Annotated in this window: 10 protein-coding genes; 1 reads left to right on the forward strand and 9 read right to left on the reverse strand. The window is 35.6% G+C overall.

Annotated elements, in window-relative coordinates:
* Positions 1-205 precede the first annotated feature (205 nt).
* Positions 206-1912, reverse strand: a complete 1707-nt coding sequence (gene betA, locus SBL15_RS06625; protein WP_053016335.1) for a choline dehydrogenase — start codon at positions 1910-1912, stop codon at positions 206-208.
* A 141-nt stretch (positions 1913-2053) separates the two neighbouring features.
* Positions 2054-3544, reverse strand: coding sequence for a betaine-aldehyde dehydrogenase (gene betB / locus SBL15_RS06630; protein ID WP_107611281.1), 1491 nt, complete (start codon positions 3542-3544; stop codon positions 2054-2056).
* Between the two features lie 263 nt (positions 3545-3807).
* Between betB and cudC the strand changes: the two genes are divergently transcribed.
* Positions 3808-4362 carry a choline uptake/conversion transcriptional regulator CudC gene (cudC, locus tag SBL15_RS06635; RefSeq protein WP_037551526.1) on the forward strand — a complete coding sequence of 185 codons (555 nt, stop codon included), beginning with the start codon at positions 3808-3810 and terminating at the stop codon, positions 4360-4362.
* Between the two features lie 60 nt (positions 4363-4422).
* Here the strand turns inward: cudC and SBL15_RS06640 are convergent, their stop codons facing one another.
* The 7 genes from SBL15_RS06640 to sat all read right to left on the reverse strand — a co-directional run bounded on the left by SBL15_RS06640 (position 4423) and on the right by sat (position 12986).
* Positions 4423-6048 (reverse strand): BCCT family transporter, encoded by a 1626-nt coding sequence (locus tag SBL15_RS06640; protein WP_037538340.1) that lies wholly within the window; start codon positions 6046-6048, stop codon positions 4423-4425.
* Between the two features lie 361 nt (positions 6049-6409).
* Positions 6410-7702, reverse strand: a complete 1293-nt coding sequence (locus SBL15_RS06645) for an anaerobic C4-dicarboxylate transporter family protein (RefSeq protein ID WP_107611279.1) — start codon at positions 7700-7702, stop codon at positions 6410-6412.
* A 223-nt stretch (positions 7703-7925) separates the two neighbouring features.
* The gene (locus SBL15_RS06650; protein ID WP_107611278.1) at positions 7926-8192 is read right to left on the reverse strand and encodes a hypothetical protein; all 267 of its coding nucleotides are present in this window, start codon (positions 8190-8192) and stop codon (positions 7926-7928) included.
* 181 nt (positions 8193-8373) lie between these two features.
* Complete coding sequence (locus SBL15_RS06655) at positions 8374-9153, reverse strand: CHAP domain-containing protein (protein WP_107613230.1); 780 nt, start codon at positions 9151-9153, stop codon at positions 8374-8376.
* Positions 9154-9672: 519 nt separating this feature from the next.
* On the reverse strand, positions 9673-11043 hold the full coding sequence (locus SBL15_RS06660) for a CitMHS family transporter (RefSeq protein WP_107611276.1): 1371 nt from the start codon (positions 11041-11043) through the stop codon (positions 9673-9675).
* A 148-nt stretch (positions 11044-11191) separates the two neighbouring features.
* Entirely contained in the window at positions 11192-11791 is a 600-nt protein-coding gene (gene cysC, locus SBL15_RS06665; protein WP_107611275.1) for an adenylyl-sulfate kinase, read from the reverse strand.
* Positions 11792-11807: 16 nt separating this feature from the next.
* The gene (gene sat / locus SBL15_RS06670) at positions 11808-12986 is read right to left on the reverse strand and encodes a sulfate adenylyltransferase (RefSeq protein WP_107611274.1); all 1179 of its coding nucleotides are present in this window, start codon (positions 12984-12986) and stop codon (positions 11808-11810) included.
* Positions 12987-13004 lie beyond the last annotated feature (18 nt).

The raw sequence follows: 13004 nt of genomic DNA on the forward strand, positions 1-13004 counted from the left end.
TTAAAATCAAAAGTTAAATAGAAAAGGGGGGAGTGAGTCAGAATTCATTTTGAATTCATTGTCCCACTCCCCCCGCAGGGATAACTAGAACTAAGAAAAGCTTGATTTAAACGCCTTCTCAGTTCAATTAGCTACTGCAAATTTGTAAAGTAGCATTGATTTATTAATTATACTAGTTCTAGAGTATTAATATAGTGTTTTATAATTAGTGTTGGTAATATGGATCAAATTCCATTGCGCCTGCGTTTTCATCGCTTACGCCATGTTTATAATAATCTACGTATTGTGGTTCCAATGGTTTCTTACCACGGATGATATCTGCTGCTTTTTCAGCAAGCATTAATACTGGTGCATGAATATTACCGTTTGTTGTACGAGGCATAGCCGAAGCGTCAACAACACGTAAGTTTTCCATACCGTGAACTTTCATTGTTAATGGGTCTACAACAGACATTGGATCTGAAGCAGGTCCCATTTTAGCACTACAAGATGGATGCAATGCTGTTTCACCATCTCTACGTACCCAATCCAAGATTTCTTCGTCTGTTTGAACTGATGGTCCTGGTGAAATTTCACCGCCATTAAATGGATCCATTGCTTTTTGTGCTAATATATTTCTAGCTACTCGAATAGCTTCTACCCACTCTTGTTCGTCTTCTTTAGTTGAAAGGTAATTAAAGACAATACTTGGTTTTTCAAACGGGTCTTTTGATTTAATTTTCAAGCTACCACGTGAATTAGAATACATAGGACCTACGTGAACTTGGTAACCATGTGCTACTGGTGCTTTTTGTCCATCATATCTTACAGCAATTGGTAAGAAGTGGAACATTAAGTTAGGGTATGCAACTTGATTATTTGATCTTACGAAGGCACCGCCTTCAAAGTGGTTTGATGCTGCTGCACCTTTACGCGCGAATATCCATTGTAAACCAATCCATGGCATACGTTTAACATCTAAGCTAGGTTGAAGTGACACAGGCTCTTTACATTCATGTTGAATATATACTTCTAAGTGGTCTTCGAAGTTTTCACCAACACCTGGTAAATGCATACGTGGTTCTATACCTTTAGATTTCAAGAATTCTGCGTCACCAATACCTGATAATTGTAATAATTGAGGCGTGTTGAATGCTCCACCAGATAAGATAACTTCACCAGCGTCAACAGTATGATATCTACCATTACGTTTAAATGTTACCCCTGTTGCTTTGTTACCATCAAAATGAATTTTAGTGACAAATGCACGAGTCTTAACAGTTAGGTTTTTACGTTTCATTGCTGGGTGTAAGTAAGCTCTTGATGCTGAAACACGACGACCATTATGCACTTGGCTATCAAATGGTCCAAACCCTTCTTGTCTATATCCGTTCACGTCTTTTGTTTTATGGTAACCTGCTTCTACACCGGCATCAAAGAATGATTTGAACAATGGATTTGTTGCAGGTCCACGTTTTAATTTAATTGGACCGTGATGTCCTCTGAATTGATCAAATGGTGTAGCACCGTATGTTTTCTCTAGACGTTTAAAGTATGGTAAGCAATGTGCGAAGTCCCATGATTCCATACCTTCTGGTTCAGCCCATCCTTCATAGTCCATAGGATTCCCTCTTTGGTAAATCATACCGTTAATTGAACTAGAGCCACCAAGCACTTTACCACGTGCATGGTCTACTTTACGTCCCATATGCGGTTCTTCTTCCGTTTGATAAATCCAATCGTAAAAACGATTACCTGATGGGAACATTAATGCTGCTGGCATTTGAATGAATAAATCCCAAGGATAGTCACTACGTCCTGCCTCTAACACTAATACCTCTTTATCTTTATCTTCTGTTAAACGATTACCTAATACTGATCCTGCACTACCGCCGCCAATAATGACGTAATCATATGAATTCTTTTTACTCATTATAAATTCGTCCTCCCTTAAATTGATTATTATGTCTTTTTATTTCATGTTTTAAGTTCGATACGTACAACTTTATAACTCAAATAAATAGAGTCGCATAGTTAATTAATATAACGACTCTAAAGTTCTAGCATGGACTTGTTATTTACTAAAGAAGTTGACTGGTTCTGGGTTTGTGTTAGTTAAGATGTGTTTACTAGTTAAGTACTCTTCCAAGCCTTCTTTACCTAGTTCACGTCCAATACCTGATTGTTTATAGCCACCCCAAGGTGCCTGTGCAAAGTATGGATGGAAATCATTAATCCAAACTGTACCAAGTTTTAATTTATTAGCTACACGTTGTGCTTTACCGATATCTTTAGTGAATACTGCACCGGCTAAACCATAAATAGAATCATTAGCTAATTTAATTGCTTCTTCTTCACTATCAAATCCTTCAATTGTCACAACTGGTCCAAAGACTTCTTCTTGAACGATACGCATTGAAGTATCACAATCTGTAATCACTGTTGGTTCAAAGAACAAACCAGCTTGTAAATCTTCTCGTTCTGGACGTTTACCACCAATCGCGATTGTAGCGGCTTCTTCTTTTGCAATTTCCATGTAACCTTCAATCTTATTGCGATGTTCTGTAGAAATCACTGGTCCCATTTCTGTATCATCATCGAAACCATTACCAAGTTTAATTTTGCCTACACGATCGATTAATGCCTTTTCAAAGTCAGCTTTAATATCGTTGTGTACTAATATACGTGAACCTGCTGAACATACTTGACCTGCGTGGAAGTAACCACCATTTAGCGCTTGATCTACTGCAACTTCAAAGTCAGCATCATCAAAAATGATATTAGGGTTCTTACCACCAAGTTCTAAAGCGATGTTAGTTACATGATTGGCCGCATTCTTCATGATATGTTTACCTGTTTCAATTCCGCCTGTGAACGAAACTAAGTCTACTTCTTCATGACCTGATAACGTATCTCCAATTTCTTCACCGCTACTTAATACTAAGTTGATAACGCCTTTAGGGAAGCCAACTTCCTCCATTAATTCGAATACACGAATGGTAGTTAATGGCGTAATTTCACTTGGTTTCATAACGAGTGAACATCCTGTAGCTAAAGCTGGTGCGATTTTCCATGAAGCTTGAAGTAATGGATAGTTCCAAGGTGTGATTTGAGTAACTACACCTACAGGTTCTTTAACTATTTTACTCTCAGTGTTAGGAATTGGTGAATTTATCATTTCACCACCATCTTTATCTGCTAAACCTGCAAAGTAAGTAAATACATTAGCTATATCATCCATATCCGCATATGATTCTTCTAACGTTTTACCAGTATCTAAAGTTTCTAATTTGGCTAATTCATCACGGTTTTCTGTTATTTTATCCGCAATTGCTCTTACTTTTTTACCTCTGACTTCACTTGTTTCTAGTGACCACTCGGCATCTTCAAATGCGCGACGTGCTGCAAGTATTGCTCTTTCTGCATCTTCAGCAGTACCTTCTGCAACCGTAAAGATAACTTCTTGGTTATAAGGATTAATAATATCTCTTGTATTTTTATTTGAACTTTCTACCCATTCACCATCGATATATTGACGATTAGACAATTTCTCCACAAGTTCCATCAAACGACCTCCGTTAAGTTTGTTAAATTTTTATTTAACGAATTTTACAAAACTAGGTTATCACACTTTTCACAGCCTTGCAAACGAGACAGAACTAGACAATTTTTTACATAAACTTGAAAATTTAGTATCAAAAGTGCTAATAATGAATATGCGATTTTGAAACTTTTCATCAAACACTTTATAATGATTTAGAATCGAAAAATGAACATCAACGTTTATTTCTCTTTTGAAAAATTACTAAGTAACAATGGAGGTGCACTATGGCACGTTCAACCAATTATGATCAAAAAATTGAAGAAGCAAAAGACCTTGTAATTAACTCAATCGGTGAAACGATGGATTTGTACGGTACGAATCGTAGCGTTGGTAATTTATACGGCACAATGGTCTTCGAAGGAAGCATGACGCTTGATGAGATGCGTGAGCATTTACAAATGAGCAAACCTAGCATGAGTGCTGGCGTCAAGAAATTACAAGAATTCGACATCGTAAAACAACAATTTACGCGTGGTAGCAGAAAACAACATTTTATTGCTGAAAAAAACTTCTTCCATTTTTTCCGAAATTTCTTTACACAAAAGTGGGAACGTGAAGTTGATACTAATTTAGAAGCGGTCGAAAAGGCACAATTACTGTTAGACGAAACATTAAAAAATGCTGACTTAGACGAGCATGCTAAAGCAGAAGTCGATAAAATCCAAGCTCAATTAGATCACACAAAGCAATATTGTAAATGGTTAGAAAACCTAAGTAATGCCATTGAAAGCGGACAGATATTCGAACATTACCCAATTCCAGAAAAAGAAGATATTTAAAAAAGCTAGCAGATTTTCTAAAGTGTAAAACTTTGAAGAATCTGCTAGCTCTTTTTTTATTTATAAGTTATCATCATCATCTGATTTTTCTTTAACTTGCACAATACGTAATGAACGTCTCTCAATTTCTTTATGTTTATCCGCTCTTGTCTCCAGTTTAATCCGATCTCTATTAAGCGTAATAATAAACGATATCATCATAAAAATGAATATGACAATTAATGGTACACTCGCCAGTATGGATGCTGTTTTCAATACTTCTAGCGCACGTTCGCCACCAACTAACATAAGAGAGAACGGTAATAGACATAACGCAAACGCCCAGAATAGACGATTAGCCTTTAATGGTTCTCCAATAACTTTTTTCTGAGATGCGGCAGCTAAAATATATGAACCTGAATCAAATGTAGTCGCCAAGAATAAGAAAGCAGAAATCAAGAACAATACAACAATTAATGATGAGAATGGTAATTGATGCATTACTTGAATAATCGTTGCTTCAGTACCATGTGTGTTTAAAAAGTTAATCACGTTAAATTCACCTGTAATTTGTAAATACACAGCATAGTTACCAAATATACCAAAGAACAATAGACAGCCTAATGTACCATAAATAATAGTACCTAGAATGACTTCTTTAAGACGACGTCCTTTTGAAATTCGTGCGATGAACAGACCGATAAATGGTGCATATACTAACCACCATGACCAATAGAATATTGTCCAGTCTTGTGGGAAATTCGTTTCTTTTCGTCCTTTAATGCCACCAAAAGGTTCCATCCAAGTGGCCATATGGAAGAAATCTCTCAACATATTACCAAAGCTTGTAATCGTTGTTTCCATAATAAATACGGTAGGGCCAACAATAAATACAAAGCCTAACAATAAGAATGATAGCCATACGTTAACATCGCTTAATTTTTGAATTCCCTTTTTCAAGCCAGAATACGAACTGACTGCGAATACTACTGTGATTGTTAATAAGATGATTGAACGCACAACCATATTCTCTCCATCGATTCCTGTAAGTTTCTCTATACCAGCAGAAATCATGGGCACGCCAAGTGCGAGTGATGTTGCTGCGCCTCCTAGTAAACCAAAAATAAATAATATATCCACTAATTTACCTAGGAATTTATCCGTTTGCCCCTTTAAAACTGGACGACATGCTTGACTGATTTTATAAATTGGTTGTTTCTTAACAAACACTAAATAACCAATAGGTAATGCTGGCAACACATAGATTGCCCAAGCGATTGGTCCCCAATGGAACATCCCATATTGTGTTGCATATGTAAGTGCTTCATCTGACATCGCTTTCGCACCATTCGGTGGTACTTGATAATAGAAAGCCCACTCAATGACACCCCAATATAAAATATCCGATCCAATACCTGCACAGAAGAGCATAGACGCCCAACTAAAGTTATTGAATTCTGGTCTGTCAGTTGCCTTTCCAAGTGTTACATTGCCATAACGACCGAATGCAATATATAGTACAAAGAATAGAATAACTAATCCCATAAATAAATACACAGAGCCAATTGAATTGGAAATTGCGCTATTGATATCGGTAATTACTTTTTCACTAGCTTTAGGAAATACCATCATCGGTGTAACAGCTACAAGTAATACGATTACCGTCCCTATAAAAGTCGGCCAATCCATAATTTTTTCTCGTTTCAATTATGTTCCTCCTCAAAATTGTTGTTTCGATAAAAATTAAAAACCACTTTCTTGTCACGGTTTATTCACATATTGACGATATCTAAAATTAAATAAAAATGCAAATTCCATTCAAATTATACTTTTCTGTTTATTGAATAAATATATATTTCAGACATATTTTAAAGCTTTAAAAATCGCCATAACAACAGTGTTAAATTTAAACTTAACGTATTTAACAAATTTTATATTGCATTAATTTTGCATAATAATACTGTTATTGTGAATTTATATTTATTTGAATTCTTTTAAAATACCTGTTTATTTTCAAAAAAAGACCACTAAACTTTGAGCATTTGCCCAAAATTAGTGGTCTTATAATCTATAATCCCAATAAAAATTTAATTAAGAATCCAACCACGATTGATACACCAATCGCAAAGAACCCTGGAATAATAAAACTTGTTGCACGTGTGCGTCCGGTCTCATCTAGATTAACTGCAAATAATAATGTTGGCTGTGCTGGAATGACGAAATTGACATTAAGCGTTTGAACCATTGCAATGAAATACATTGGTGGAATACCCATACTCATGACAATCGGCACCATAATGGAGGCTGTTGCAGTTTGCGAGATAACGATCATTGACACTATGGCAACTAAGACAATGACTAGCCAAGGTATAGATTGAATTGTTTGTCCAATATCGTCTTGTATAATTTTTAAATTTTGCGGTGCATTAAATACAGTAGCACCTAACCAACCTGGACCAAGTACTGCAAAGAGTGCACCAATAGCTGATTGCGCAATATTAGATGACAATATATCACTCGTGTTAATCTTCATCATTAATAAATTAATTGCGACACTCAAATACATAAAGAATTGGACGATTTCCGTCATAGTTACTTTAACTTGTTCACCATCAACATTAAATGAAGGCATTAAATTTGGAAAAATACCAAAAGTTAATATACCTGCAACACATAATAAAAATCCAACTACGCCTAATTTGGTTTTCGTTGTAAATGATTGTTTGACTGACACTTCAGGCGTATGTGCAATTTCACTTGCAGTGACCTTTGTCTTACGACCCACAAATGTACAAAAGACACTCAACATTAGCATCGTAATAATCGCTGTAGGTAATACAATACTTAAATATTGTCCCATTGATATATGGTAACCAGCCATTACTGATATGATATAAGCTGTTGCCGATGCTGCAGGACTACATAATAAGGCTAAATTTGCAGTCAAAACAGATGCGGTGAGTGGTCGTTTAGGTTGGATATTTGCTCTAACAGCAGTCTTAGCAATAATAGGTTCTAAAGATAACGCAATATTTGCGGTACCTACACCAAATACAAACAGAAAGACAATCATTGGTGCGATAAAAATAATGGATTTCGGGAAACGCTCGATAATTTTAGAAGCAAGAAAGACTAAATAGTCTATTCCTCCTGTAGCTTGTAAAGTACCACCTGCGATACCAATAGATAAAATGATTAAAACTGCAGTGACAGGCGCTGAACCTGGAGGCAATTGAAAAACAAAAATCATAATGAGTTGTGCCACAATGGCGAAGATACCACACCCTAATGCACCAGCTGTGCGAAGCCCTAATATAATAGCCAGTATCATTATGATGATTTCTACTACAAACAGTAGCATGATGAAAGCTCCTAACTTTTCTGAAAATTATTGTGATTTTTTTAACATACATAGTTTATCACTTGCAGATGCTAAAAGTATAGAATTGAAGAAAAATTGAGATATTAAATGTAAATAAAATGTGAACATTCAACCTTACTCTTCAATTTATTTCTCATCAATTTCAATTTAAAAACCCTTGAAAGTATGCTTGATATAGCATCTTCCAAGGGTTTTATAATCATTATTTCTCACGATGATTTATATGCTCATCTTTGAGTGTTCCTTCTTTAGTTGGCGCGTCTTCATAGTCACCATCTACGCCTTTATCATCAGTATGACCTTTTGCCATTTCTAAATTTTTCTCAGTTTCTTTTCGTTTTTCTTTTTTAGAGCGTTTATCATATGCTCGTTCTTCTAATAATGAACCCCAAATTAGGCCACAAATAATCGCAATAGTTACAATAGCAATTAGAGCTAATATAATCCACTTAATTACATCAAACATCATCTCTACTCACCCTCCTTCACAATTAAACATAATATTCTTTAAGTATTCTTTTTCTTTATATTATGTTTCCCTTTATGCTTGGGCTTCAATCACACGAAGCCCTATCTTGTCACAGTCTTTTCTCAAAAGAAAAAACCACGACTCCGCATGATAAGGAATCGTGGTTAAAAGTTATTTCAAATTATGAAATGTAGTTGTATGAACCAGCTTGGCTAGCTGAGATTGTACGTGATGAAACGACACCAGGTCCACCATTATAGTTCATTTCTGAAACTTTAACTGAACCATCATCGTTTACACTTTCAACGTATGCAACGTGACCGTATGCACCTTGAGATGTTTGCATTACTGCACCTGCTTTAGGTGTGTTATTAACTGTGTAGCCATCTGCAGCTGCTGCAGTTGCCCAGTTATTTGCGTTACCCCAAGTGCTACCAATTTTACCGCCTACTTTGTCATATACATAATACGTACATTGACCTGCAGTGTAAAGGTTTGAACCTCCACTTGATTTACCAGCTAATGCTTCGCTACTAGAACTTGAACTAGTTGATTGTGTAGTTGGTGCGTTTTGAGTTGTGACTTTAACGTTACGATCTGAAGTTGAATAACTAGCACCTAAACCACCGCCAGCATTATTGTTTGCTGTGTATGATTGAGTGTTTTGGTTTGATTGATTGTTATTGTAATTATAGTTGTAGTTATTGTTTGATTGAGTATTGTTTACTGCTTGGTTGCCAGTGTTTTGTTGACCACCTTGTTGAGCTTGAGATGGGCTCCAGTTACCTTGCCATTCATAATGATAATTACCTTGTTGGTCAATTGTGTAAGTGTAACTATATGAATATGGGTCATTAGGGTTATATCCATTATTATTTTCCGCTGCGTCTGCATCTTGGTGTGCTAATCCGAATGTTGCAATACCTGCTGTTGCGATTGTAGCTGTAGCGATCTTTTTCATAATAAAATATCCTCCTAGAATGTTTAAAGCTTATTTTTTCTCGTGGCTACCTGCAATTGACATATTAGAAATTTCAAATCAATTTGATTCAAAATAGTTTTAAGAAATTTTTTCCTCGTTAAATAACGACAAGACATACTCTAACAGACACACAAGGGTTTGTGTGGAATGTTAAGGGTTTGTAAATGAATCATAATAATTTTACTTTGCATGTAATAAACATAGACTTATATTACAATTATAAAAACACTTCTATGACAGTGCTTATAGTATATTAATCAACAGTGTATATACTCGACTTGTAAAATATCTGATAATTTTAAAGATGTTTTATTTCATGAAAAGTGGGAACTATGAAGCGTTTTCAAAGTTTGGCGAGGATATTTTGGAAGTATTTTTTATAATAATAATGATAAAAATCGAATCCCCCTTATAAGACATTAGCGACATGCTTATAAGGAGGAATATGAGTTTAATTATTCAATTTAGATCTTTTAACAACGTACTAAATCGAGTCATTTAAATTGTAACTGTACCTATTAATACTGCTATGCCTAATAACACAATCGCAAATCCCCAGATCCAAAAGAATGCATACTTAATATATGTACCCATGTTTGCCTCAGCAAGACCAATAGCTAACCATAATGCAGGAGAAAACGGGCTTACAAATGTTCCTACAATATTACCGATTACCATTGAATATGCTGTTGAAACTGGATTAATACCAAATTGACTTGCAGTTTGTTCTACTATAGGAAGTAACGCGAAGTAATACGCATCTGTACTTGTAAGTAAATCAAGTGGAACACCGAAGAAACCGACAATGATATGTAAATATGGTCCAACGGCATCAGGAATAATCTTAATGAAATTTAAAGCAATTGACTTTAGCATACCTGTTTCTTCTAAAACACCTAAGAACATACCTGCTGCTATAATAACTGCGGCCATCATTAATGCATTTGGTGCATGGGCCTTTAGACGGTTCATTTGTTCATCCACATTTGGGAAGTTAATCACTAATGCAATTGCAACACCAATCATAAAAGCAAATTCTGGCGGTGCAACGTTAGCTAACATCATAACTAATACGATAATCGTCAACAGTACATTGGCCCAAATTACCCAACCATGTTTGAGCGCGCGTCCTCTTACTGGAAACTTAATGTCTTGATCTCGTTCATAATTTTTCACAAGTCGATGAATATCAATGTTTAATGTAGGTTCTACTTCACCGTTATCGATTGCCTTCTTAATTCGTTTCTTTTCCCTAAACCCTAAATAAGTTGCGAAGATAAGTACTAACACGAAGCCAATCAATTGTACTGGAATGATGCCATACCATAATTCGTTAACACTTTTCACTTTCAATACAGAAGCAACACGCGCCATTGGTCCGCCCCAAGGCACCATATTCATAATTGCGGCACTAATTGCTAGTAAAAGAATTAATAAGTATTTGTTCATATTTAAAGCTTTATATAGTGGCAATAATGCAGGAATTGATAATAAGAAAGTGACAGCACCTGCACCATCTAATTGTGCAAACATACCAATCAATGCTGTGACAATACAGACAATGACCACATTACCACGAGTCATTAATATAAGTCGTTTGACAATAGGTTTGAACAATCCACTGTCAGTCATAATGCCAAAGAATATAATTGCGAAGATAAACATGATGACTACGCTCATCACAGATTCTAAACCACTATTAAAGAATTTAACTAAGTCTTTAATGCCGTATCCTAATAGCAAAGCACCAATACTAGGAATTAAAATCATACCGACGACTGGACTAATCTTTTTTGCAATTAAAAGTCCAACAATTGAGCCGATAATGATTATCCCCATTATTGTTAACCACATATTATCCCCTTGCATGTGAATTCCCCCTTATATCGTAATACGCTCTCCATTTATATAGAAAACGTTTTCATAATTTTATCAAAAATCTGACTTTAATTTAAGACGATATGCAAAAAAAGCGTGTTATCAATCTTGAAAAAGACTGACAACACGCAGAATACTTTTAAATAATTCCTTTATTCTTCAAATATTTAATAATAGTACTTACTGATTCTTCTACACTTTGATGTTCTGTATTAATCGTAATTTCTGGTTGATGTGGTGCCTCATACGGCGCACTTATACCAGTAAATTCTTTTATTTCACCAGAACGTGCTTTTTTATAAAGACCTTTAGGATCACGTTGTTCACATGCTTCCACGCTACACTCTGTGTAAACTTCAATGAATTCTCCATCTTCTAAAATTTCACGAACTTCATCACGATCAGCTCTGTAAGGCGAAATAAATGCTGTTATAGCAATTGTTCCCGCATCTACAAGTAATTTACTTACTTCACCAATGCGTCGAATATTTTCCTTACGGTCTTCTGGACTAAAGCCTAAATTCTTGTTTAAACCATGTCTAACATTATCGCCGTCTAGTCGATAAGAATGTTTTCCTAATTGGAACAAAGCTTTTTCAAGTTCTACTGATACAGTTGATTTTCCAGATCCTGATAATCCTGTAAACCATATCACTACACTTTTATGACCGTTTTGTTGTTGTCTATCTGACTTAGTAACTTCAGAATCATGCCATGTAATATTACTTGATTGACTCATGCTAAATCCCTCCGAATTAATTTTGTTTTAACCCTTTGATTAAGACTTCAGCTACTTCAGGTCTAGAGAATTTTGTAGGTAGTGATTCACCATTTCTAAGCTTTTCTCTTACTTTAGTACCACTTAAATGTACATGCTCTGATGCGTCGTGCGGGCATGTTTTAGCAGTAGCCATGTTGCCGCATTTTTCACAATAAAATGCATGTTCAAATTTCAATATTTGAATATCTAGTTCATCTCCAAATTGAGAAATTAATTCTTGAGCTTCATATGTGCCGTAATAATCGCCCACACCTGCATGGTCACGTCCAACAATGAAATGCGTACAACCATAGTTTTTACGTACTGTGGCATGTAGAATTGCTTCACGTGGACCAGCATAACGCATTGCCGCAGGATAAATGACTAAGCGCGCTCTATCTTTAGGAAAGTAGTTCTTTAAGATAGCTTGATAACTTTCCATACGAACGTCCGCTGGAATATCATCTGATTTCGTTTCTCCTACTAATGGATTAAGCAAAAGACCATCTACAATTTCTAATGCAGATTTTTGGATATATTCATGCGCACGATGTACAGGATTTCTTGTTTGGAATCCAACGACAGTCTTCCATCCTAAATCATGGAATAATTGACGTGTTTCTGCTGGGTCTAAATGGAAATCAGAGAACTCATCATGTTTAGGTCGATTAATTAATTGAATCGGTCCAGCAAGGTAAACATTCCCCTTGTCATAAACTTTTTTAACACCTGGATGTGCCTCGTCAGTCGTACCATACACATTTTGAGCTTCTTTTTTCTTATCATATGTGTACTTTTCTTCTAATTTCAATGTGCCATATAATTCGCCATCTTCACCGTATAATGCGATGTCATCACCGATTTCTAATTTATCCGCTTCTTCTTCAGAAACAGGTAGCGTAATCGGAATACTCCACACTAATCCATTTTCAAGATGTGTATCTTCAACAACTTTAGTGTAGTCAGCCTCACCCATAAATCCTGTTAACGGACTAAAACCACCAATACCGATTAATTCTAAGTCAGAAATTGACCAAGGATTTAAAGTAATCACTTTATATGATTGTGCTGCTTCTAAAAGATGATCTCTTTCTTCACCTTCTACTACGCGGTTAATTAATGTACCACCATGTGGTTTAATCGTATAATTAATAATCTGTTCATGTGTTGTCATTATTGATAACTCCTTTTC

The organism is Staphylococcus sp. NWU MKU2 (assembly GCF_033283605.1).
In the GTDB taxonomy this organism is placed as follows: domain Bacteria; phylum Bacillota; class Bacilli; order Staphylococcales; family Staphylococcaceae; genus Staphylococcus; species Staphylococcus haemolyticus.

Excerpts from the sequence above, each read along its gene's own strand:
- betA (WP_053016335.1), bottom strand. The coding sequence starts at position 1,912 with ATGAGTAAAAAGAATTCATATGATTACGTCATTATTGGCGGCGGTAGT.
- betB (WP_107611281.1), bottom strand. The coding sequence starts at position 3,544 with ATGGAACTTGTGGAGAAATTGTCTAATCGTCAATATATCGATGGTGAA.
- cudC (WP_037551526.1), top strand. The coding sequence starts at position 3,808 with ATGGCACGTTCAACCAATTATGATCAAAAAATTGAAGAAGCAAAAGAC.
- SBL15_RS06645 (WP_107611279.1), bottom strand. The coding sequence starts at position 7,702 with ATGCTACTGTTTGTAGTAGAAATCATCATAATGATACTGGCTATTATA.
- SBL15_RS06650 (WP_107611278.1), bottom strand. The coding sequence starts at position 8,192 with ATGATGTTTGATGTAATTAAGTGGATTATATTAGCTCTAATTGCTATT.
- SBL15_RS06655 (WP_107613230.1), bottom strand. The coding sequence starts at position 9,153 with ATGAAAAAGATCGCTACAGCTACAATCGCAACAGCAGGTATTGCAACA.
- SBL15_RS06660 (WP_107611276.1), bottom strand. The coding sequence starts at position 11,043 with ATGCAAGGGGATAATATGTGGTTAACAATAATGGGGATAATCATTATC.
- cysC (WP_107611275.1), bottom strand. The coding sequence starts at position 11,791 with ATGAGTCAATCAAGTAATATTACATGGCATGATTCTGAAGTTACTAAG.
- sat (WP_107611274.1), bottom strand. The coding sequence starts at position 12,986 with ATGACAACACATGAACAGATTATTAATTATACGATTAAACCACATGGT.